20 protein-coding genes, 2 tRNA genes and 1 pseudogene are annotated in these 23248 nt (G+C 44.7%); 15 read left to right on the forward strand and 8 right to left on the reverse strand.

What is annotated here, in order from left to right; translation table 11 throughout:
• Positions 1-39: 39 nt before the first annotated feature.
• The 5 genes from ubiE (at position 40) to C1A47_RS06810 (ending at position 5644) form a co-directional block, all read left to right on the forward strand.
• Positions 40-987 carry a bifunctional demethylmenaquinone methyltransferase/2-methoxy-6-polyprenyl-1,4-benzoquinol methylase UbiE gene (gene ubiE, locus C1A47_RS06790; protein WP_111893719.1) on the forward strand — a complete coding sequence of 316 codons (948 nt, stop codon included), beginning with the start codon at positions 40-42 and terminating at the stop codon, positions 985-987.
• Between the two features lie 15 nt (positions 988-1002).
• On the forward strand, positions 1003-1665 hold the full coding sequence (locus C1A47_RS06795) for a hypothetical protein (RefSeq protein ID WP_111893721.1): 663 nt from the start codon (positions 1003-1005) through the stop codon (positions 1663-1665).
• Positions 1666-1677: 12 nt separating this feature from the next.
• Complete coding sequence (locus C1A47_RS06800) at positions 1678-3297, forward strand: ABC1 kinase family protein (protein ID WP_111893722.1); 1620 nt, start codon at positions 1678-1680, stop codon at positions 3295-3297.
• A 190-nt stretch (positions 3298-3487) separates the two neighbouring features.
• Positions 3488-4786 carry an FAD-dependent oxidoreductase gene (locus C1A47_RS06805; protein ID WP_111893723.1) on the forward strand — a complete coding sequence of 433 codons (1299 nt, stop codon included), beginning with the start codon at positions 3488-3490 and terminating at the stop codon, positions 4784-4786.
• Positions 4787-4816: 30 nt separating this feature from the next.
• Positions 4817-5644 (forward strand): helix-turn-helix domain-containing protein, encoded by an 828-nt coding sequence (locus C1A47_RS06810; RefSeq protein ID WP_111893724.1) that lies wholly within the window; start codon positions 4817-4819, stop codon positions 5642-5644.
• Here C1A47_RS06810 and C1A47_RS06815 read toward each other — a convergent pair.
• Positions 5597-6235 carry a LysE family transporter gene (locus C1A47_RS06815; protein ID WP_111893725.1) on the reverse strand — a complete coding sequence of 213 codons (639 nt, stop codon included), beginning with the start codon at positions 6233-6235 and terminating at the stop codon, positions 5597-5599. The genes C1A47_RS06810 and C1A47_RS06815 overlap by 48 nt on opposite strands.
• 36 nt (positions 6236-6271) lie before the next feature.
• Here C1A47_RS06815 and C1A47_RS17940 point away from each other — a divergent pair, with 36 nt between their 5' ends.
• The 9 genes from C1A47_RS17940 to C1A47_RS06855 all read left to right on the forward strand — a co-directional run bounded on the left by C1A47_RS17940 (position 6272) and on the right by C1A47_RS06855 (position 15281).
• Positions 6272-6406, forward strand: a complete 135-nt coding sequence (locus C1A47_RS17940) for a hypothetical protein (protein ID WP_264756262.1) — start codon at positions 6272-6274, stop codon at positions 6404-6406.
• A gap of 43 nt (positions 6407-6449) precedes the next feature.
• Positions 6450-7238: a bifunctional phosphoribosyl-AMP cyclohydrolase/phosphoribosyl-ATP diphosphatase HisIE gene (gene hisIE / locus C1A47_RS06820; protein ID WP_111893726.1), complete on the forward strand. Its 789-nt coding sequence runs from the start codon at positions 6450-6452 to the stop codon at positions 7236-7238.
• Positions 7174-8721 carry a UvrD-helicase domain-containing protein gene (locus tag C1A47_RS06825; protein ID WP_227539743.1) on the forward strand — a complete coding sequence of 516 codons (1548 nt, stop codon included), beginning with the start codon at positions 7174-7176 and terminating at the stop codon, positions 8719-8721. The genes hisIE and C1A47_RS06825 overlap by 65 nt, the downstream gene beginning before the upstream one ends.
• Before the next feature lie 322 nt (positions 8722-9043).
• Positions 9044-11869, forward strand: a complete 2826-nt coding sequence (locus tag C1A47_RS06830; RefSeq protein ID WP_111893727.1) for a monovalent cation/H+ antiporter subunit A — start codon at positions 9044-9046, stop codon at positions 11867-11869.
• 4 nt (positions 11870-11873) lie between these two features.
• Positions 11874-12245, forward strand: a complete 372-nt coding sequence (locus C1A47_RS06835) for a Na+/H+ antiporter subunit C (RefSeq protein ID WP_111893728.1) — start codon at positions 11874-11876, stop codon at positions 12243-12245.
• Positions 12242-14062: a monovalent cation/H+ antiporter subunit D gene (locus tag C1A47_RS06840; RefSeq protein ID WP_111893731.1), complete on the forward strand. Its 1821-nt coding sequence runs from the start codon at positions 12242-12244 to the stop codon at positions 14060-14062. The genes C1A47_RS06835 and C1A47_RS06840 overlap by 4 nt, the downstream gene beginning before the upstream one ends.
• 2 nt (positions 14063-14064) lie before the next feature.
• On the forward strand, positions 14065-14586 hold the full coding sequence (locus C1A47_RS06845; RefSeq protein ID WP_111893733.1) for a Na+/H+ antiporter subunit E: 522 nt from the start codon (positions 14065-14067) through the stop codon (positions 14584-14586).
• Positions 14583-14858, forward strand: coding sequence for a monovalent cation/H+ antiporter subunit F (locus C1A47_RS06850; protein WP_111893735.1), 276 nt, complete (start codon positions 14583-14585; stop codon positions 14856-14858). The genes C1A47_RS06845 and C1A47_RS06850 overlap by 4 nt, the downstream gene beginning before the upstream one ends.
• Before the next feature lie 15 nt (positions 14859-14873).
• A complete protein-coding gene (locus C1A47_RS06855) occupies positions 14874-15281 on the forward strand; it encodes a Na+/H+ antiporter subunit G (protein ID WP_111893737.1) in 408 nt (135 codons plus the stop codon).
• A 100-nt stretch (positions 15282-15381) separates the two neighbouring features.
• On the opposite strand, the gene C1A47_RS06860 is transcribed toward C1A47_RS06855, so the two are convergent.
• The 6 genes from C1A47_RS06860 to C1A47_RS06885 all read right to left on the reverse strand — a co-directional run bounded on the left by C1A47_RS06860 (position 15382) and on the right by C1A47_RS06885 (position 20937).
• Positions 15382-15774, reverse strand: a complete 393-nt coding sequence (locus C1A47_RS06860) for a ribosome-binding factor A (protein WP_111893739.1) — start codon at positions 15772-15774, stop codon at positions 15382-15384.
• Positions 15774-18461 (reverse strand): translation initiation factor IF-2, encoded by a 2688-nt coding sequence (infB, locus tag C1A47_RS06865; protein ID WP_111893741.1) that lies wholly within the window; start codon positions 18459-18461, stop codon positions 15774-15776. Before infB ends, C1A47_RS06860 begins: the two co-directional genes overlap by 1 nt.
• Positions 18462-18471: 10 nt before the next feature.
• Positions 18472-19956, reverse strand: coding sequence for a transcription termination factor NusA (gene nusA, locus C1A47_RS06870; protein ID WP_111893743.1), 1485 nt, complete (start codon positions 19954-19956; stop codon positions 18472-18474).
• A 32-nt stretch (positions 19957-19988) separates the two neighbouring features.
• The gene (gene rimP, locus C1A47_RS06875; RefSeq protein ID WP_111893745.1) at positions 19989-20513 is read right to left on the reverse strand and encodes a ribosome maturation factor RimP; all 525 of its coding nucleotides are present in this window, start codon (positions 20511-20513) and stop codon (positions 19989-19991) included.
• A 204-nt stretch (positions 20514-20717) separates the two neighbouring features.
• Positions 20718-20794, reverse strand: a tRNA-Met gene (locus C1A47_RS06880).
• 66 nt (positions 20795-20860) lie between these two features.
• Positions 20861-20937 (reverse strand) — tRNA-Met (locus C1A47_RS06885).
• Positions 20938-21431: 494 nt separating this feature from the next.
• Between C1A47_RS06885 and C1A47_RS06890 the strand changes: the two are divergent.
• Positions 21432-22071: pseudogene (locus C1A47_RS06890) on the forward strand (IS1595 family transposase).
• Between the two features lie 238 nt (positions 22072-22309).
• On the opposite strand, the gene C1A47_RS06895 reads toward C1A47_RS06890, so the two are convergent.
• A complete protein-coding gene (locus C1A47_RS06895; RefSeq protein WP_111893747.1) occupies positions 22310-22780 on the reverse strand; it encodes a pilin in 471 nt (156 codons plus the stop codon).
• Between the last annotated feature and the right edge of the window lie 468 nt (positions 22781-23248).

Genomic DNA, 23248 nt, shown 5'->3' on the forward strand with positions numbered 1-23248 from the left:
GCTCCCTAATTTCTTATACAGGTGAATGAGGAGAGACTCATGTCGAACGAACACCCAACGCCAAATACAGCCAATGAGTCGACAGAAAATTCTAATAAAGTTAGTCCTTTTTTAACCTCGCCTCTTCCTGAAGGGACTCCACAAGGTCAACAAGAGACCCTGAACCAAGCACCACAAGACACCCCAATTACAGGACAAGTGCCGCATTACAACCTGCCACGTGGCGCAGGCAAAACTGGCAATGTCGGTGACACCACGCATTTCGGTTTTAAAACGGTACGTACCGAAGACAAAGCACAAAAAGTTGCGGAAGTGTTCCACTCGGTTGCCAGCAAATACGACATTATGAATGACTTGATGTCATTCGGGATTCACCGTTTATGGAAACGCTTCGCGATTAACATGTCTGGCGTACGCCGTGGTCAGCACGTGCTAGATATTGCAGGCGGTACGGGTGACCTTGCCAAAGTCTTCAGTCGTGAAGTTGGCCCTCAAGGCCATGTAGTGCTTTCCGACATTAACGAATCGATGCTGAATGTCGGTCGTAGCCGTTTGCTTGATGCTGGCTGTACCAATGTTGATTTCGTATTGGCGAATGCCGAAACTTTAGAACCGTTTGCCGACAACAGCTTTGACCTGTTGACCATCAGCTTTGGTCTACGCAACGTGACCGATAAAGATGCAGCGCTTGAATCAATGTTCCGCGTGTTGAAGCCAGGTGGTCGCTTACTGATTTTAGAATTCTCTAAACCGGTATTTGAACCATTCTCTAAACTCTATGATCTGTATTCATTTACCGCACTCCCAGTGATGGGTAAATTGGTAGCGAATGATTCTGAAAGCTACAAATATCTGGCTGAATCGATTCGTATGCACCCAGACCAACGCACCTTAAAAGGCATGATGGAAAAAGCAGGCTTCCAGAATTGTGACTACCATAACCTGACTGGCGGTATCGTTGCAGTTCACCGTGGTTTCAAACTCTAATCGAGGACGCCCCTGATGTGGTCAATTCTTGCATTAGGTGCTGCTGAACGTCTGGTCAATCGTGTGATTGACCTTGACGCGATTACACGCATCCAACTCAATCAACTCCAAGGGCAACTGCTCCGTGTGGTGATTGCCTCACCACAACTCTCGGTTGATGTTTTCTTTGATGAAAATACCCTGCGCCTTGAGCCAACGGCGACTGGGCACAGTGAAACGCCCAGTGTGTTTGAACAACGCCCTTTCGATCCAAAACAAAGTCCAAGCACCGCCAACACCACCTTACAGGTTGCCAATGTGGTTGAGCTACTGAAATTATTACTGGACAAAGAAGTCGGCACGATTCCCGTACAAGGTGATTTTCGCCTGTTACAAAGCCTGCAAGACATTTTGCAGCGCATTGAACCTGACTTGGCAGCCCATTTGTCACCGTGGATTGGCCCAACACTGGCCCATGAACTCGGTAAAATTCAGCAGCTACCCAACCTTGCCAAGCGCTCACTCCAAAGCAAACTGTTTTTTGCCGAAGATAGCTTAAAAGAAGATAGTGGTTTATTTGCCCCACGCTGGCAAATGGATGAACTGCAACAAGGCACACGTGCCCTGCAACAAAATATTGACCGACTGGAAGCCAAATTTCAGGCCTTACAGCAGAAAATTCTCCCAAAACAAGATTAGGTGACCGCTTTAATGATTCCGCATATTTCCCGTTTACTCGAACTGTGGCGCATTGCTGCACATTATCGACTCGATACGTTGGTTGCTGCGGAAGACATCCCCATTAAGGCGCGCCCCTTACTCAAACTGATTCGCTTGCACCCTGCAGCATGGTCAAGCAGACAAGGAAAAAATCCGCTTAAGCTCAAAGAAGCACTGGAGGATATGGGGCCGTTAGCCATCAAACTCGGGCAACTATTGTCGACCCGCCGTGACCTGATTGCCCCTGAAATTTTGCAGCAGTTAGTCTTGTTGCAAGATAGAGTCAAACCCTTCGATGCCGATGTCGCCAAAATGCGCATTCAGCAATCCTTGAAAGCAGAGATCAATTCTCTATTTTCCCGTTTTGATGAGCAGCCACTCGCTGCGGCATCGATTGCACAAGTCCATACCGCTGCCCTGCATGATGGGCGTGAAGTAGTGGTCAAAGTCACCCGTCCAAATATCCGTGCGCAAATTCTGCAAGATTTTGAAATTCTGACATGGCTTGGGCATAAGCTTGAAAATCGTCTTGAAGCAGCGCGTGCTCTGCATCTCTCAGAAATTATTCAGAACTACCGCCAAACCATTCTGAATGAACTGGATTTGACCTTAGAAGCCGACAATACCCGTCGTATGCGCCATTACTTTACAGGCTCAAGCATGATGTATGTGCCTGATGTGTATATGGATAGCACCGATGTGATGGTGGCGGAACGTATTACGGGCGTACCCATTTCAGATACGGAAACTTTTGACCGTCTCGGTATGAACCGTGCAGACTTGGCAGAAAAAGGCCTAACCATTTTCTTTACCCAAGTCTTTCGCGATAACTTTTTCCATGCCGACATGCACCCTGGCAACGTGTTTGTGGAAACCATTAATCCACAGCAACCACGCTATATTGCCCTTGACTGCGCCATCATGGGTGAGTTGTCTAAACAAGACCAGATGACCGTTGCCCGTATGTTGCTGTCCGTGATGAATGGCAATTTCATGCAACTGATTCAGGTGGTGCATCAGGCAGGCTGGATTCCACCAGGCACTGATCAGGATGCTCTAGCCCGTGAAATGCGTCGTACCGTTGGCCCGATGATTTCCAAGCCCATGCATGAGCTGGATTTTGCAGGTATCCTAATTCAGGTCATGGATATTGCCCGTCGTTTCCACTTGGAAATTCCACCGCAGTTGATGCTATTACTCAAAACTTTGGTGCACGTAGAGGGTTTGGGAACCGATCTTTATCCTGAACTGGATATCTGGAAACTGGCAAAACCGATTCTGACCGAATGGGTCAAATCCAATATGGATCCTGTGAAAAATATCAAACAGTTAGGGCAGCAAATTCCTGACCTACTGTTAGGTGCTCAGGATATTCCCGCGCTGATTGTAGACAGCCTGAATGGTTTAAAAAATCAGTCGGCATGGCAAGACAAGCAGTTACGCGAATTACAACATTTGCGTTTGCAGATGCAGCAGCAACAAAAACGCAGCTGGATTTTTGGCAGCATGATCGCAATTTTGCTCAGCATTGCCATGATTAGTCCGTGGTTTGTGTCGATTCCACTGATTGCTGTAGCAAGTCTGATTGCACTTTGGCGGATTGTGCGTTAAGTCGATGATCAAAGCGGGCATGTCCCGCTTTTTTTATCCCAAAAACTCAGCAATGGCGTGCATCACATCGCAGCATCTCTCTTTTTAAATCACCATTCCATTCTGATTGCCTGCATTTTTTGATTTACAAATCCCCTGCAACATGTTCAAAATACAGCAAAATAATAGAAAACTACGATCAGTCATTCGAATGAAAACGCTCCATTTTGCCATTATTGGCGCAGGAACCGCAGGACTTGCTACCGCTGCCCTACTTGCCCGACAAGGCTTTCAAGTCAGTATTTTTGAAAAAGCCCAACATCTTGATCCTGTCGGCGCGGGTTTGTTATTACAACCTGCGGGTTTAGCTGTGTTTGAACATTTGGGTGTTCTCGAACATGCCTGCCAGTTGGGGGCGAAAGTCACAGGTTTGGAAGGTCAGCTTGCCGATGGTCGTCTGTTAGTGGACAGCCATTATCATGAAGCAGACAATCATTACAAAGGGTTAGGCATTCACCGTGCAACCTTGTGCCATGTGCTGCAAACCGCAGTCAATCAGCATCGGGATGCCATCACGTGGTACATGGGCTATGATATTCAACAACTACAAGAATCCCCTGAACAGGTACGGCTAATCGGACAAGATGCTCAGCAACACTCCTTCGATGCTGCGTTTGATGCAGTGATTGTCGCGAATGGTGCGCGTAGTCAACTGCGCCCATCGGCATGGGTCAAGATTGATCAGCCTTATCCTTGGGGAGCAGCATGGACGATTGTGCCTGAGTGTCAGCAGTTTGATCGTGAAATTCTGCATCAGTTTTACGATACCAGTCAGATCATGATGGGCATCTTGCCGACGGGGGCGATTCCCACTGCACCTGAACAACGCCTGTCCAGTGTGTTCTGGAGTTTGCCAAGTTCGAAATTGCCAGATTTTCTTCAACAGGAACAGCAGCGTGAGCTTTGGCTCAAGCAAGTGTCCAAACGTTGGAGTAAAGCCGCAGACTGGCTCGAGCAAGTCACTCAAACATCATCGACCACGTGGCTCTCAGCACAATACCGCGATGTGGTGATGTCGCAATATGGTCAGGGACGCATCGGAGTCATTGGCGATGCCGCACATGCCATGAGTCCACAACTCGGACAAGGCGCGAATATGGCTTTGCTAGATGCATGGGCATTGTCACAGTCGGTACAACACAGCTATGCACAGCAGCAACTCGACTGGGCAAAATTGTGGCAGCATTATCATCAAGTACGGCGTTCTTCAACTTTCTTCTATCAAAGCCTCAGCCGTTTACTCACACCGCTATATCAATCCGATTTGCGTTGGGCAAGCCAAATGCGTGATGTGCTATTTCCACTGATGTATCGAATTCCGTATTTCCGCAGACAAATGGCGATCACTATTTCAGGCTTAAAAACCAATGCCCTGCAACAACTCGACTATACTGAGATTGCTCAGTCATCCGTGACCTCAGCATTTCAGACAGAAAAATGTTCAGGTTAAAGGTCGTTTTAGACAGAGCTTAAAGGAGGCATGATGCTAAAATCTTCGGAGTGGTTTAGCCTGAATCAGATTGAATGTTGCACTACACTCGCCTATCAGGATAATTACCCAAAACATTCGCATCAAGAATATATCCTCAGCGCCAATCTATCAGGGGTAGAGCGAATTTGGCTGAATGGTAAAACCAGTTTTGTCCAGTCTGGGCAAGTGACTTGCTATAATCCCGAATCGATCCAATCTTCAACTTTTGCCGAGCAACCCACACGCTTTATTAGCATTCACATCCCCCAACATGCGCTGATTGATGTGATCCGTGAGAATCATCTGAGTAGCGGCCACTCAGCCCCTGTCCTGACTGAAGGTGTTCTACATCATCCTGAATTATTTCAATATATTCAGTCATTCACACAACAACATTCAACCGAGCAAACCCAACAGGCTTTTTTATTGCTCTGTGCTTCACTGTTTCAATCTCCTCAATTTGCAGATCATCAAACCAGTCATGCTATTCGTCTGCTTCAGGACTATATGCGGACTGAGTTGACCCGAAAAATTTCGCTAGATGAACTCAGCCAAATCAGTGGTTTAAGCAAATATTACTTGATACGATCATTTAAGAAATTTGTTGGTATTCCACCATTGCAATATCACATGCAGCTCCGAATCCACCGCGCACGTGATTTACTGCGTCAGCGTGTGCATTCACTTGATGCTGCAACTGCACTGGGTTTTTATGATCAAAGTCATTTTATTCAAAGTTTTAAGAAAATCATGGGGATTACGCCGCATGATTACGCACAGCAACTCCATTTAAGTCGGAAAAAATTCTCGATACCCAGAAACCATCACGTACACTGAAAAATAGGCAAAAATCACGGCTGAAGCCATATAAGAATAACGCAGCAGATTTTTCCCCAAGACTTTCCCGCCAAAGCTTCCCACAGCACATAACACTGCTGCCCAAAATAAACCTGCCACAAAAAAACCCGCGAGAAACCACACGACAACCCATGTACCTTGATGACCTAAGCGAGAAATCAGCACACCGCCCACCGTTGCAAACCATAAAATGGCTGTGGGTGAGGACATAGCCAAAACAACCCCTTTGCGGAAGGCTTTTGATGCACTAGACGGATGGATCGAATGGTTTAAATCAATCTGTTGATGGGATTGCAAAGCTTCTCGACCCATTTTAAACGTGAACCACAGCAAGATTGCCCCACCGCCAATCCAGAGTAACCATCTGACTGGAGTAAATTGCAGCAACACACTCATCCCCAATAATGCACCAATCGCATAGAGCAAATCGCCCACACAGGTTCCAAGTCCTAAACAAAAACCCTGTGCATAGCCGCGCTGCATGGCGAGGGTCATCATGGCGATATTGGCAATGCCAATATCCAAACATAAAGAAAGACTGAGAAAAAAACCATTTGAAAAAGCAACCATGCAATATCTGTCCTGATCGGTGAAATAGCGTGTGTGATGGATGGAGTGCATCACGACAAACAACACACGGTATTGGAAAAAATTGCCCTAGGTTCAAATTGGCTGCGGCAAAATGCTGAAATATTGGTTTTGGAAAATTGGTTAGATGCCGTACACTATAGCCCTGCTTAATTTAAGCCTCTTTTATTCCACGCAAGATATTTGGTGATTTTCCATGAACAATATGCAATGGCTCGATGAAGTAAAATTTAACGAACAAGGTCTGATTCCTGCGATTGCACAGCATCATCATACTGGACGGATTTTGATGGTGGCATGGATGAACCGCGAGTCGCTTGCGTTGACTGCCGAGAAAAAACAGGCGGTGTATTTTTCCCGTTCACGTCAAAAACTCTGGCATAAAGGCGAAGAGTCTGGACACTTCCAGACTGTGCATGAAATTCGTCTCGACTGCGATGCTGACGTGATTGTGCTGCAAATTGAACAACATGGCGGCATTGCTTGCCATACAGGTCGTGAATCGTGTTTCTATCGCAAACTGACTGAAAACGGTTGGGAAATTGTTGATGCACAACTCAAAGACCCGAACGAGATTTACCACAATACCGCATCGAGCAATCCACATACCCTTGCCATGTCTGTATCGAATGCACAGGCTGAAACTGTCGATGTACTCGACTACTTGGGCAAAATGATGATTGAGCGTAAAGCGGCTGATCCTGACAGTTCTTATGTCGCAAAGCTCTACCACAAAGGGCTGAACAAGATTTTAGAAAAAGTTGGCGAAGAAAGCATTGAAACGGTGATTGCCGCGAAAGACTTTGCCAGCCATGCCAGCGAAGACAATAAAAATGACCTGATCTACGAAGTGGCTGACCTGTGGTTCCACAGCATTGTGATGCTCGGTTATTTTGATATTGACCCGCAAATCGTGCTGAATGAACTGGCACGCCGTCAAGGTTTATCAGGACTGGTTGAAAAGGCCAATCGTGCAGCCCACTAAACCGACTGCCGAACAGCAGATCGCCATTGAGCATGCGCTTCGTGGCGAATCATTTAAAGTGGTGGCCTACGCAGGCACAGGTAAAACCACCACCCTGCAAATGATCAGTGCTGCCATGCCCGAACGGCGCGGCATGTATCTGGCGTTTAACAAAGCCATTGCCAGTGAAGCCCAACAAAAGTTTCACCGCAATGTCGACAGCCGTACCTTTCACTCGCTTGCCTACCGCAGCGTGCCGCGCAACATTACCGACAAATTGCGTTTACCTCGTCTCAGTCCAAGTTTTCTGGCTAAAGAATATCGGCTTGAACCAATTACCCTGCGTCGTTTGATGGGTGGACGTTACGAAAAATACGCGCTCATGCCGAGTCGCCTTGCCAGTATCGTGGTCAATGCTGTGGGTTACTTCTGTGCGACCAGTTCACAGTATCCTGCGCCGCGCCATATTCAGGTGCCAAGCTGGCTGCATCCCGATGATGCAACCGCCTTGCAACAGCATTTGTATCCTGCCCTTGAACGCCGTTGGCTCGATTCGGTCAATCCACAGCACCAGGCAGGGATTGGGCATGATATTTATTTAAAACTGTGGGCGCTGTCTGAACCGTATATTCCCGCAGACTATATTCTGTTTGATGAAGCGCAAGATGCTGACCCGCTCATGCTCGGAATTTTGCTGCAACAAAAAAATACTCAAGTGATTTATGTTGGCGATGCCCATCAACAAATTTATGCATGGCGCGGTGCAGTCAATGCCATGCAAAAGCTGCCGCTGACCGAATCACGCCTCACCACTTCATTTCGTTTTGGTGAACCGATTGCCGAGGTTGCCAACAGTTTACTGGGTGGGCTGAAAGAAACCGTTCCCTTGCATGGCAATCCTGAACGACAATCTTCCGTGTTCAACAAACCACATACCAAAAAACGCGATGCGATTTTATGCCGTACCAATGCACGTGCGATGGAATTACTGTTAGCAGGTTTGGTCAGTGGTGAAAAAGTCAGCTTGCAAGCCGATCATGCCCGACTGAACCGCTTTATTGATGCTGCGAGTATCTTAAAACAAGGCAAACGCGTGACCGATGTGCCCGAACTAGCTTGGTTCAATTCATGGCATGACGTGCATGAATACTGTGAAACCAATGAAGGCAGTGACATTAAACCTTTAGTCAAACTGGTAGATGATCATGGCACGGCACCACTGAAACGTGCCTTGGAAAAAATCACCTCGATTCAAGAAGCGGACTATGTGATTTCGACTGCGCATAAAGCCAAAGGTCTAGAATGGGATCGGGTGCATCTGGAAGATGACTATCAGTTCAAACTCAATGCCCACGACCACAAAATCAGTGATGAAGAATTACGTTTGCTGTATGTGGCCTGCACCCGCGCCAAAACCAGTTTAAATATTCATTATATTTATGATCTAATCCAACAACTTAAGCAGAAAAATCCGCTCAAATCCCGTGCCATTTCAACCCCTTAACCCCATCTAAAAAGCTAGCTTGATTCTGTAACAATTTTATTTGAAAAAAAATCATAATGAGAATAGGCATTTATCGGGAAAGCACCAGAATAAGCTCGAAAAAGGCTGGCTTTAGTATTCAAAAAATGTAGAATAATCTTGCACTTATTTTAGTGCAGCACATAATCTAGTCACTCGACCCAGTCGATCTTTTGGTTTCAACCGAGTAGAGCGCACTTCGGCTTTTGGAAATTGAATATTGGAATGCCCCTTGCACGCCTCTGATTTTTAAAAGAAACATAGCATTTAGGTCATGACCTAATTTACAACTAGGGATTCAGGTGTGTTAGCCATTATCATACTGTTACCTTTGCTCTTTGGCACTGGATTGGTTTCATGTTTATCTAAGGCATCTCGCCTGCTCAACATGTTGGCCGCCATCAGCGTTAGTTTAAGTTGTTTTGGGCTTTTGCTCAGTCAGTCCAGTTCTGTCTTCCATGGCGCAACCCTGTTGCAAACTTGGTCATGGCTTCCAGAACTGGGGATTAATTTCAGTTTCCGTCTCGATGCCTTGGGGCTGCTGTTTGGCTTGCTCATCAGTGGCATCGGCACACTCATTTTTATTTATGCCTACTATTATTTAGGGCCGAAAAACTCCCTGAGTAAATTGTATGGTCTGCTCATGCTATTTATGGCAGCCATGCTTGGAATTTCCCTCTCCAACAATCTGATCATGTTGTTGGTTTTTTGGGAACTCACCAGTATTTCCTCATTTTTATTAGTTGCTTACTGGCATCGTTATGATGCCGCGCAGCGTGGCTCACGCATGGCACTCCTCATTACAGGGATGGGGGGACTGGCAATGCTCGGGGGCTTTATGCTGCTTGGACAAATGGCAGGCAGCTTCCAGCTCGATCAAATTCTGGCGCTCGGCCCAAGCCTGCAAACACAGCCTTTATTTGTACCTGCACTTTTACTGATTCTCCTCGGTGCATTTACCAAAAGTGCGCAGTTCCCGTTTCATTTTTGGCTCCCAAATGCCATGGCAGCACCAACCCCCGTTTCAGCTTATTTGCATTCGGCGACCATGGTCAAAGCAGGGATTTTCTTGGTGGCACGCCTCCTGCCGATCTTTGTCGGCTTTAGCTTATTTCACAACCTCGTGACGATTGTCGGTCTGACCACCTTTGCGATTGGGGCTTTCTTTGCAATTTTCAAAGAAGACCTCAAAGGCTTACTGGCCTACTCGACCATCAGCCATTTGGGACTGATCATGTGTCTGTTAGGTCTGGGTTCACCCCTTGCAGTCGCAGGCGCCATTTTCCATATCATTAACCACGCGACCTTTAAGGCAGCGCTGTTTATGATTGCGGGGATTATTGATCATGAAACAGGTACGCGTAGCCTGAAAAAACTACAGGGCGTGTGGTATTTACTGCCGTTTACAGGCACGTTGACCATGATTGCCGCGTCAGCCATGGCAGGTATTCCACTCACCAATGGCTTTTTATCCAAAGAAATGTTCTTTACCCAACTGGTGCAGCATTTATCTGGTTTCAGCCTGATTTTAGGCGCAGGCGTTGCCACACTGGCAGGAATTTTTGCGGTTTCTTACTCGATTCGGATGATGCACGGCGTCTTTTTCGATGGTGTTGTGGGAGATCAAATCCCGAATCCAGAAGCGCATGAACCTGTGCTCGGCATGCATGGCCCGATTATTTTACTTACCCTGTTATGTATTTTGGTGGGGCTATTCCCTGCTTTCTTTGCCGAACCTCTTGTCAATCAGGTGACTCGCGCTTCTCTCCAACTGGATTCATTTCACGGTGTCCATTTGGCAATTTGGCATGGCTTTAACATTCCGCTCATCATGAGTATTATCGCGCTGTTTGGCGGTGCAACTTTCTATTTCCATTTAAGTCGTGGCGCACTGATTCGCCGTATCGACATGGAAGATTATCTGGGCAAACTGCAAGGCAAACTGATTTTTGAATACCTTGTCCACCAGATCGTTTGCCTCGCACGAACAGTCAAACTGAAAACCGAAACAGGCAAATTACAACATTACTTGTTCTGGATTATTGCCTTTACCGTGATCATGGTAGCACTGCCACTGTACCCAGCTTCGCTACGGACGGGTACACATCTCCTCACCCAAGCCTCATGGATTGCCATTCTGCTGTGGTTATTGCTGTTCAGTGCCTGCTGGATGATGCTGTGGTTTCACCATGAACGGATTAAAGCAGTGCTGATTAGCGGTGCAGCAGGTTTAGTTGTCACAATGACCTTTGTGGCGTTGTCAGCACCTGATTTGGCTTTAACCCAGATCACAGTTGATGTGGTCACCACTGTGCTGCTGTTGATGAGCTTGTCTTTATTGCCGCAGCTCACCCCCTATGAATCTACACAGACGCAACGCTGGCGCGATGCAATTATCGCGATTGTTGCAGGTCTGGGGATTGGCTGGATCACTTGGCTGATTTTAACCCGCGATCATAATTCGATTTCTTGGTTCTTTGTTCAGCAATCTCTACCGTTAGGTGGTGGCGCCAATATCGTCAACGTGATTTTGGTCGACTTCCGTGGTTTCGATACCTTCGGCGAAATTACAGTATTGGGTATCGCAGCAATTGGAACCTTGTCACTCATGGATGGTATGCGGACACATGGCACCACCATTACCCAAGGTCTGACCTATCGCTTTAACCCTTCTCCACTGCTGGTACGAACTACAGCATCATGGGTATTGCCTGTAGCCTTGGTGGTCAGTCTGTATATTTTCATGCGCGGACACAATTACCCAGGCGGTGGCTTCATTGCAGGCTTAATTACCGCCATGGCCTTGATCATTCAATATATTGCCTTAGGTCAGGATTATGCCGAGCAACTCATCAAAGCCAAATCAGGACGCTTGTATGAAATCTGGATTGGCACAGGCTTAAGCATCGCAGGTGTCACAGGTGTTCTGGCATGGTTCTGGTCACGCCCATTTTTAACCAGTGCTCATGTTTATGTGAATTTACCTGTGCTTGGAAAGCTGCATTTTGCTTCTGCTGCCCTGTTTGACTTAGGGGTTTACTTTACGGTCGTGGGTGCAACCATGCTCATGATTTCAGTGTTGGGTGACTCGCGCCATACCAACATTTCTGGTCCTATTCCGAAGGAGTAATACAATGATTAGCTTAGAACTACTGATTGCTTCAGGAATCGGATTACTGGTTGCTACAGGTGTGTATTTGCTGCTACGTGCACGTACTTTCCCTGTGGTTCTCGGCTTAGCCATGATTGGTTATGCCGTAAACTTATTTCTTTTTGCCACGGGACGCATTCAGGTGAATGCCCCTGCGATTTTAACCCAAACCATTCATGTGACCGACCCATTGCCACAAGCACTGGTGCTCACTGCAATTGTGATTGGTTTTGCAACAACGGCTTTTATTGTGCAACTGGCTTTACGCAGCCGCTATGAGTCTGGTACAGACCATGTGGATTCCAAAGAATTGACCGAGTTACGTGATGACCCGAGTGAGGACAAAGCATCATGATGGCTTGGTTTGATTTTTGGCAACAACACACCCCGATTTTTAGTATTTTAATTCCTGCATTTACAGGGTTCTTGCTGCTGCTTTTAGGCAATCCTGGGGCGGGTCAACTGGCACTGGATCATCGGCAAAAATGGCGACGCGGCATCAGCATTATTTCCACTGGGCTGGGTCTGATCACTGCAATTAGTTATCTCATGCATGCCAGCACAGGGCAAATTAGTGTTTACCAACTGAGTGAATGGTCTGCACCTTTTGGAATTGTCTTGGTGCTGGATCGCCTGTCAGCCTTTATGCTGCTGCTGACCTATATTTTGGCGTTTCCAATTATTGCCTACGCCAGCCAAGGTTGGGATGCACGTGGACGCTATTTCCACGCCTTGTTCCAGTTTTTGCTGATGGGACTTTGCGGTGCTTTCCTGACTGCCGACCTGTTTAACCTGTTCGTTTTCTTTGAAATTCTGCTGATGGCATCTTATGTCTTGCTGATTCACGGACAAGGTAAAGCCCGTTTCCAGTTGGGTATTCACTATGTGGTGATTAACCTACTCGCCAGCGCACTGTTCCTGATCGGTCTAGGACTGATTTACGCCAGTGTTGGCAGCCTGAATATGGCCGATGTTGCGCGTTTATTTCCAACCCTTGCTCCTGATCAGGCGGCATTGGCTCAGGCAGGTGGCTATTTACTCTTTACCGTGTTTGCAATTAAAGCCGCGGTATTGCCTTTGGGTTTCTGGCTACCCAAAACCTATGCCGTTGCCAGTACGCCTGTTGCGGCTATTTTCACAGTGATGACCAAAGTCGGCCTCTATGCGATTTTACGGGTCAATTCAATCATTTTCCTGAATGATCATGCCAACCCACTGTTTGATATCTTATTGATTTTAGGTTTAATCAGCTCACTTTATGGCGTCATTGGAGCAATTGGCGCACTGCGTTTACGACGTTTTGTGGGCTTTATGATTTTGTCTTCACTCGGAACAATTTGCATTGCGATTGGTTTACATCGAACTGAAGCATGGTCAGCAGGTTTATATTATCTGTTCCATAGTACCGTGATTGGTGCTGCTTTTTACTTGCTCTGTGGCTGGATTACCGCACAACGTGGCGAGTTCAAAGACCATCTGGTCGTTGCACCACGCATGAAGCAAGAACGACGCCTGTCAATTTGCTTCTTTATTATTGCCTTGATGATGGCGGGTTTACCTCCTTTTAGTGGCTTCTTGGGTAAAGTCTTCATTTTACATGCCACCCAGCATCATCCTTTACAGCTCTGGATTATTGCAGGCGTGCTGATCGTGAGCTTACTCAGTCTTGTCGCGTTCATTCGTGTCGGTTTTATTCTGTTTTGGCAATCGAGTGAACCTGAAGATAATCCTCAAACCGAAGCTTATCAAACCTATCAGACGCTGCCTGCAATTGCGCCTAAAGGCAATGATTATGCGCTGTATTTACTCTTAAGCTTGTTAGTCGCTTATGTTGCTGCGGCACAACCGATTGAGCGTTATCTCAGTGCAGCCAGTCAACAACTGGAACAGCAAAGTTTCTATCAGCAACATATTCTAAAACGTGATCAAAATGGGCAATTTATTAGTGTTGAGCCTTTTGATCCTGAATATATTCCTGAAACAAAATATGGCGGTGAAAATGCCGATGCCAATGCACATCTTATTCCAAGCATCATTAGCCCGAATAGTTTGCATGGTGAACATATTTCGTTATACAAACAGCAGCAGATTCATGAGCAGTTGAATCAATTAAAAGATTCTCCAAAAACCGCTGATCATGATCAACTCAAACTTCAGTCTGTGGAGCACTAAGCATGGCAAAACTCGCTTGGATTGATCGTTGCTTCCCTCACCCGTTTGTGTCAGTCGTGGTCGCTGGCTCTTGGCTGATTCTGTCGCATAGCCTAGATGCTTCAGACCTGTTACTTGCTGCCCTTCAGGCCATCATCATTCCCAAACTCTTACAAAATTTTATTACCCGCACGCCAAACATCGACTGGAAAACGGCCACTCACCTGTTTTTTGTGGTTCTTCGTGATGTCGTGGTATCGAACTTTGTCGTGGCTAAACTGGTGTTGGGCTCAACGGATAAACTCGAACCGAAATGGTTTCGTGTTCCGCTCAACACACAGCATGAACAAGTCAATTCCCTGCTAGCAATGATCATTACGACCACTCCTGGAACGGTCAGTGCAGGGATCGATCAGGAACGCGGAGACATTTTGGTTCATGCGCTGAGCTGTGGTGATCCTCAGGCTGAAATTGATCAGATTAAACAGCGCTACGAAGCCCCTTTACTGAAAATTTTCAATGTTAAACAAGGAGAAAGCATATGATCATTTTGCCGTATGTCTTAGGCATTTGTTTAATCATGATTTGTATTTCCATGTTGTTATGCTTAGTGCGTTTAGTGTTCGGCCCTTCGATTGTCGACCGACTACTGGCGCTCGATACACTATTTTTGAATGCCACAGGTCTGGTGATTGTCCTCGGCATCTACTGGACAACCACACAATTGTTCGAAGGTGCGTTATTGGTTGCCATGTTGGGATTTGTGTCTACGGTTGCCTTGGCACGTTATTTCACCACAGGTCATGTGATTGACTAAGCAGGAGAATGAAAGATGCAATTATTGATGGAAATTTTGGTGTCATTCTTCTTGCTGGTCGGTAGTTTTTTTATGCTGGTCGGTGGCATTGGGATAGTCCGCCTGCCCGATTTGTTTACACGTCTGCACGCACCAACCAAATCCAGTACGCTCGGTTTAGGAAGCTTTCTAATTGCCGCGATGATCTATTGGGCATTTCAGGGACATTTTGGTTTTGCTGAATTACTGATTACCTTACTGGCTTTTATTACAGCACCTGTATCTGCAAACCTGATCGCACAGGCTGCATTGCACCTTAAACTCCGCTCTTTAAGTGGTGATGTGCCTGAAGCAATTGAACGTCCTTTACCCTGGGATCGTTATCGTTTGCAGCGTCAGGCACAAAAACGTGAAAAACGCTTTAGCCAAACACCTGATGAATAAGTTTTATACTTTTATCGATTAGTTCATTATTTTCATTGAATAAAATATAGAAATAACTTAAAGCCCAATCATAAAAAAGCCACCCGAAGGTGGCTTTTTCTTATTCTTTATCCTGCTCTGGCAAGTCTTTGACTGCCTCTGCAATCAGACCAAACATATAGTTACCATAAGCATTGGTCTTGTCATAGTGAAAACGCAATCTTGGCGTAATACGTGTCTTGATACGACGACTCAACTCATGACGCAAGAAACCAGAAGCTTTATTTAATACATCTAAAGTTTCTTTATTTGCTGCTTCACTTTGCTCATCGCCCAGTTCACGTCCCATTACAGTGACATAAACTTCAGCATAACCCATGTCCGCACTGACTTTCACCGCCGAGATGGTCACATAACCACCTAGGCGTGGATCTTTCAGCTCTTGGCGAATCAGTTCTGACAACTCACGTTGTACTGAATCAGCCATACGCTTCAGACGTTGACTACCCGCCATTAAAGACTCCGTTTCACAATTTGAACATCATACACCTCGATCTTGTCGAGTGGTTTGATGTCTTTATAACCTTTCACGGCAAGACCACATTCCATACCTGCGCGAACTTCGTCCACCACGTCTTTATAACGACGAAGAGATTCAAGCTCACCTTGGAATACCACAACATCTTCACGCAAGACACGGATTGGTTTGTTACGGTGAATAACACCTTCCATAACCATACAGCCCGCAGCCGCACCGAACTTGCTTGAACGGAACACTTCACGAACCTGTGCAATACCCAAAATAGTCTCACGATGTTCAGGTGCCAATTTACCGCTCATGGCATCTTTCACGTCGTCGATCAATTCATAGATGACGCTGTAGTAACGAATGTCGATACCGTCTTGATCCGCTTTCTGACGTGCAGTTGCATCGGCACGAACGTTAAAGCCAAGCAATACAGCTTCAGAAGATTCTGCCAAAGTCACATCAGATTCAGTGATTGCACCCACACCTGAACTGATGATGCGTACTTTCACTTCGTCCATAGACAATTCAGTCAATGCTGCGTTCAATGCTTCCAAAGTACCGCGTACATCAGTTTTCAACACAACGTTAACGGTTGGGATGTCTTTCTTGCCCATAGACGCCATGATGTTTTCAAGACGCATTGCACTTTGACGCTCAATACGTTTTTGACGTTCACGGTCAGCACGCGCATCAGCAACTTCACGCGCTTTTTTCTCATCATTCACTACAAGAACTTCATCACCTGCCATTGGCGCATCTGGAAGACCCAAGATTTCCACAGGAATAGAAGGACCCGCTGATTTAATTGGCTGACCATTTTCATCAGACATGGCACGTACACGACCGTAAGATGAACCAGCAAGAACCAAGTCACCTACATTCAATGTACCGTTTTGTACCAAGATCGAAGTCACAGCACCACGACCTTTGTCAACACGTGCTTCGATTACAACACCTTGCGCAGCACCTTCTTCAGAAGCTTGAAGTTCTAGCATTTCTGCCTGAATCAAGATCAAATCAAGAAGTTCATCAATACCTTGACCTGAGTGCGCTGAAACCATTGCAACTGGAACGTCACCGCCCCATTGTTCAGGTACGATTTCTTTGGTCGTCAATTCATTCAATACGCGATCTGGATCAGCAGATTCTTTATCCATTTTGTTGATCGCAACAATGATTGGCGTACCTGCCGCACGTGCATGGTCAATTGCTTCTGCAGTTTGTGGCATTACGCCATCATCTGCTGCAACAACAAGTACCACAATATCCGTTGCTTTCGCACCACGTGAACGCATAGCGGTAAACGCTGCATGTCCCGGAGTATCGAGGAAGGTAATAATCCCTTTTTGAGTTTCCACATGGTAAGCACCGATGTGCTGAGTGATCCCGCCTGCTTCACCCGCAGCCACTTTAGAGCGACGAATACGGTCAAGCAATGACGTTTTACCATGGTCAACGTGACCCATGATTGTTACAACTGGCGGACGAGTACTTAGCTCACCACGTTTTTGCTCAGCAGCTTCAATTAAGTTATCTTCAGCTTGAGTATCAGAAACAAGAATCGGGTTATGACCCATTTCTTCAACAACAAGTGCAGCTGTATCTTGGTCGATTGACTGGTTCTGAGTCACTAACTCACCCATTTTCATGAGTGTTTTAATCACTTCACGAACTTTCACAGCCATTTTCTGTGCAAGGTCGCCAACGACAATAGTTGAACCAATTTCAACATCATATACTTGTTTTTTAACTGGTTTTTCAAAACCATGCTTGTTAGCTTGGCTCGTTTTCAAACCACGTTTATGATGTGATTTCTGGAAGTTTTGCTCTTCTTGATTACGTCCGCCTTTTTTCGCGCCACGTGTATCTTTCGAGTTACCACCACGTTTAATTTCACGGTCTTCCTGATTGAAAGAATCTTCATACGCCTGACCAACAAGACCAGCCGCAAGTGGAGAATCATCAATCACACGAATTGTCGTGGTTGCATCGTCATTTGAATATTTCGATGCCATTTTACGCATTTGTTCAAGCGTACGTTGCTGCGCTTCTTCAGCCGCTTTACGACGAGCTGCTTCTTCAGTTGCTTTTAACTGAGCAGTTTGTGCTTCACGCGCTTTTTTCTGTTCTGCTGTTTCTGCTGGTTTTGGTAATGGTTTCAATGTACCACCACCACGCTTTTTCACCACAACCGCAGTTTTTGGGCTTTCCACAACTTTATCTTGCTTATGCGCAGCACGCATTGCTTCTAAAGTAGCTGTCGCGTTATTTTCACGACGTGTTTCTTCTGCACGTGGTTGTGCATTTGCTTCAGCACGCGCTTTAGTTTCAGCTTCAAGCTTCGCTTTTGCTTCAGCTTTAATCTGTTCAGGGTCAGGCTTGGTAAAAGTATGTTTTTTGCGTACTTCTACATTGATGGTTTTCGCTTTACCTGAGGTACTTGCAACTTTTGCTGTACTGGTTGTTTTACGTTTCAACGTGATTTTTCCTGCATTACCACTGTCCTGCCCATGAACTTTCTTCAAATAGCTGACAAGGGTATCTTGCTGTTCTGTAGTAATGATATCGTCGGCACGACGCTGTGGCAGCCCGGCATCACGAACTTGTTCTAGAAGTTTTTCAACTGAACGCTCTACACTTTGCGCCAATTCTTTAATCGACTTGTCCGTCATTCACCACCTCCTAGTTAAACCATGATTCACGCGCTTTCATGATCAATTGACCTGCAGCTTCAGCATTTAAACCTTCGATATCAGAGATATCATCGGTAGCTTGATCTGCTAAATCATCAATGGTCACGATGCCACGACCAGCAAGTGCATACGCAATCTCTTGAGTCATGCCTTGCATATTGAGTAATTCTTCACTTGGCTCTTGTACATTTTCTTGCTGTTTTAAAGCATCTGCCAAAGCAGCTTCTTTCGCACGTGATTGCAACAATGTAACTGTGTCTTCATCCAAATCGATTTCATCGAATGTTTCAACAGGAACGTAAGCAATTTCTTCAAGTGAAGTAAAGCCCATCTCAACCAATGCCATCGCCAAGCCTTCATCAATATCCAAACGTGTTACAAACATGTCTAAATATTGTTGTGCTTCATTTTGCTGGCGCGCACGGTATTCATCTTCAAGCATCATGTCGAGCTTAAAGCCAGTCAGTTCAGACGCTAAACGTACGTTTTGACCTTGAGAACCGATTGCACGAGCCAACTGATCGCTGGTTGCAAAAATAATGTCTGCTGTTTTTGCATCTTCATCAATCACAATGCCTGATACATCAGCAGGTTCCAATGCACTTGCGATATATTGCGCTGGATCGTCTGACCACACCACAACATCAATACGCTCACCATTAAGTTCTGACTGAACCGCTTGGATACGTGTACCGCGCATACCAATACATGCGCCTACTGGATCAATACGGTGATCATTGGTTTTCACTGCAATTTTAGCACGAACACCCGCCTGACGCGCTGCTGCTTTAATTTCAATGATTTCTTCAGAAATTTCTGGAATTTCTTTTTTCATCAAAGCAACAAGCATGTCAGGATGCGAACGAGACAATAACAACTGTGCACCACGACCTTCACGGTTTACTTCATAAAGAATCGCATTGACACGTTGTTTTGGACGCAAAATTTCTTTTGGAATCATTTGGTCACGCGCCAAATATGCTTCAGCGTTGTCACCTAAATCGATAATAAAGCCATCTTTGGTTTGTTTTTTCACTTCACCGTAGATTAACTCGCCCACTTTAGCGGCATACGCATCAGCAACCAATGCACGTTCAGCTTCACGAATTTTTTGAACAATCACTTGTTTCGCGATCTGCGCTGCAATACGACCAAACTCAATCGATTCAACTTCAAGTTCACGAATATCGCCAATTGACCATTTTGCAGGATCAACATCAGAAATTGCATCTTGGCAAGCTGGCATTTCATGATCTTCATCTGCCACGACTTCCCATTGACGGAAAGTACGGTAGTCACCTGTTTTACGATCAATTTCAACACGTAAGCGAGCTTCTTCCGAATTTGTGCCTTCGTAGAATTTTTTCTTAGTCGCAGCAACTAACGCTTGTTCAAGTGCTTCAAAGATGGCTTCGCGGCTTACACCTTTTTCATTACTAACCGTCTCTGCAACGGTAAGAATTTCACGACCCATAAGTCACCTATATCTCAGATTTTCTTAATAATTTAGTCTTGATAAACCAAGTTTGCTTTGTCGATGTTATGCGCATCAATTTCAAGAACCTGTTGTTTTTCCACTTCCACCTGAATAGTTTCAGCTTCTAAATCAACCGCAACAAGTTTTGCCTGAAATTTACGACGGTTATCGACAGCACTAATCAAGCGCAAAGCCACTTGATGCCCGATATAATCTGGCAACTGTGCCAACTGGAAGAATGGACGATCCCAGCCTGGTGAAGAAACCTCTAACGCATACTCACCTGAAATCGGGTCATGTACATCGAGCATTGCACCCACTTGCTGGGTCACTTTCACACAGTCTTCAACACCAATGCCACGACCACGCTCAACTTCACCATCTTCATTGATGACAGGCTCAGCATTTTCATCAACTGGTTTATCAATATAGATGCGTAATAAAGATCGCTTACCTTGAGGTAGAAATTCAATTCCCCAGAGCTCCACACCACAAGCACTCACTGCAGGGGCGATTAGATCTTGTAACGCTTGGGTTTTATTTGATAGTTTCATGTACTCTCGTCATTTTTGTGCAATACAACAATCGGTGAAACACCGATGCAACCTTTGGTAGTGAAACACGATTTTTTGACCAATTGATGTCGACACTACACGATAGCCAATAAAAAAGGGCGTTAATTCGCCCCATCTGTCACAACAAGCAATGCCCATTGTGCAAAAAGGCCCACCTGTCTGTGAGCCTTCTCGAAAGAATCTTGGTAGCGGGAGCTGGATTTGAACCAACGACCTTCGGGTTATGAGCCCGACGAGCTACCAGACTGCTCCATCCCGCATTAACGATGCAATATTTTAACTAAAATTTCATTTAGCTTCAATAAAGTTGCATAGCTTTATTGAATTGGTAGCGGGAGCTGGATTTGAACCAACGACCTTCGGGTTATGAGCCCGACGAGCTACCAGACTGCTCCATCCCGCATCAACATCTTACGATCTGGTGATTCGTAAGTTTTTAGTTATCGGCCTTGAACCGATTGGCGCATTGTATAGAAGACCGTATAGTTGTGCAAGGACTTTTGCACTTTTTTGTTGCAGATTTATTCAACATATCATTTTTTGTTCAAAATTAGGTTTTTTAAACAAAAAATCTCAACTTATCTATTTTAAACAAAATGAAGTTCTACTTTTGTAAGAAAATGCTTACATCAATTAACGATATTTTCGTCTATTGTGATTCCACTCACATTATTAATATAACGCCATCAGCAAATGGAAACGAACAACGGATTTGTTCAAACACGGATTGTATGCTGAGCTGTCAATGGAACGACAAAGAAAGGATGTGGCTAAACTGGATGTTTGCCCAAGATACCAAACCCGAGCTTGCTCGGGTTTTATCTTTTTAATCGATCTAATCAAAAAATTAGGGGCTTAGGAAGTTAAGCATATTAAAAAGTATGGTAACTTCTTTTTATGAAAGCAAAATTCAGGCAGATCATTCGCTTTTTTGCCATGGATTTTACGGCATCAGATACAGCTAAACTCACCGATATTTCTCTACGTTCCATCAAATACAATTTATATCAAATTACGTAAAAAAATTGCGATCCAGTGTGAAGAAATATCTCCCTTTAATGGCATTGTTGAACTTGACGAATCTTACTTCGGTGCTCGACGTATCCGTGGTAAGCGAGGTCGTGGTGCATAAGGAAAAACCATTGTATTTGGGCTACTCAAACGAGATGGAAATGTATATACAGAGATTGTGCCTGATTGCTCCAAAGCCACACTACAAGGGATTATACGTGGGCATATTGAGCTTGATTCAGTCATCAATACAGATGGATGGAGAGGCTATGATGGTCTGGTTGATATAGGTTTTGACAAGCACCTAAGAGTCAATCATGGTGATAATGAATTTGCCTGTGGAGAACGTCATATTAATGGCATAGAGTCTTTTTGGGGTTATGCAAAGAAGCGGCTCAGTAAGTTTAATGGAATTGAGAAAAGGATGTTTTATTTGCATCTTAAAGAAACGGAGTATCGCTTCAATCATCGGCATGATAATTTATACCTCGATTTGCTTAAATTATTCCATAATAACCCTCTTTAACGTCCCCAGCCCCCAAATTTAATATTCTTTATAAATATGCGTTAATTTTTATAAATCCTTTCTCGCTTTCGTTTTGAAACCGAATTATCCAAAAGCACGTGACATTTAATTCATACATGCCAAATTAACAAAATATTTCGTTCTTCAAGAAGACTTTTTTTTGAGTTTTAATTACTTCCACACTTCTTTCAGACATAAAAAATGCACCTTTAAAGGTGCATTTTTTATTTTATTTTACTTATGCTGGGCATGAAACACTGTTGTATTTCGCATCAGCAGTACTTGCACAAGTCCATGTACCATCAGTTGTACGAGTCCAAACAATTGTTGCAGGAGTTGTTGTTAAAGCTGTTGCAGCTGAGTTACCAAATGTTGCTGTAATTGTTGCAGCACCACCTGTTTGGAATGCAACAATTGGAACACCTGTACCAGTTGCAATCGTTTCACCACTTTGCGCAGCACCAGTTAAAATATTTGAACCAGTTGCGCCAATAATACATGTTCCAGAAGCCGAACCAATTGTTGTTTGACCATTGTTTAAACAGTCTTCAACAACTGTCTTAAGTGCACCCGCTTCCCCAACAGCACGAGTCACTTGAGATTTTGCGATGTATGTTTGGTACGCAGGAATCGCGATCGCAGCCAAAATACCAATGATCGCTACAACGATCATCAATTCAATTAAAGTAAAACCCTTTTGAGCGTTCATAGACATTCTCCAAAAAACGGAAGTTATTTTCTTTGTATAATTTACTTATACAGTTTGTTTGTATTGCAATAATAGCACAGACTATGCCAGATTTTTAAGAGCTTTGATTTTAAAAGGTTTAATTTTTTTTATTGCTCCAATGGATCATTTATACGGTTACTTTTAGCAAGCACACGATACAAAGTGACATTTTTTGTCAATTATTAACCCATTTTATACGTTTTTTTGTAATCAACCCCACAACTTTGTGATCATTTATAGGGAAATCTTACAATTTGTGAAGTTATTATCATTTGTAACAAGTAATTACTTTCACAACAATAACTAAAGATAAAACAAGACTTTCAATTAATAAAAAAAATTTAAATTAATCAAAAATATATAATATTTAATTGATAAGATTTCATCTAAAAAACATTTCTCGCACCACAAATATTACATTGATGTGAAGCAAAGCTGTAACCTCTG

Source organism: Acinetobacter sp. MB5, assembly GCF_003261585.1.
Classification (GTDB): domain Bacteria; phylum Pseudomonadota; class Gammaproteobacteria; order Pseudomonadales; family Moraxellaceae; genus Acinetobacter.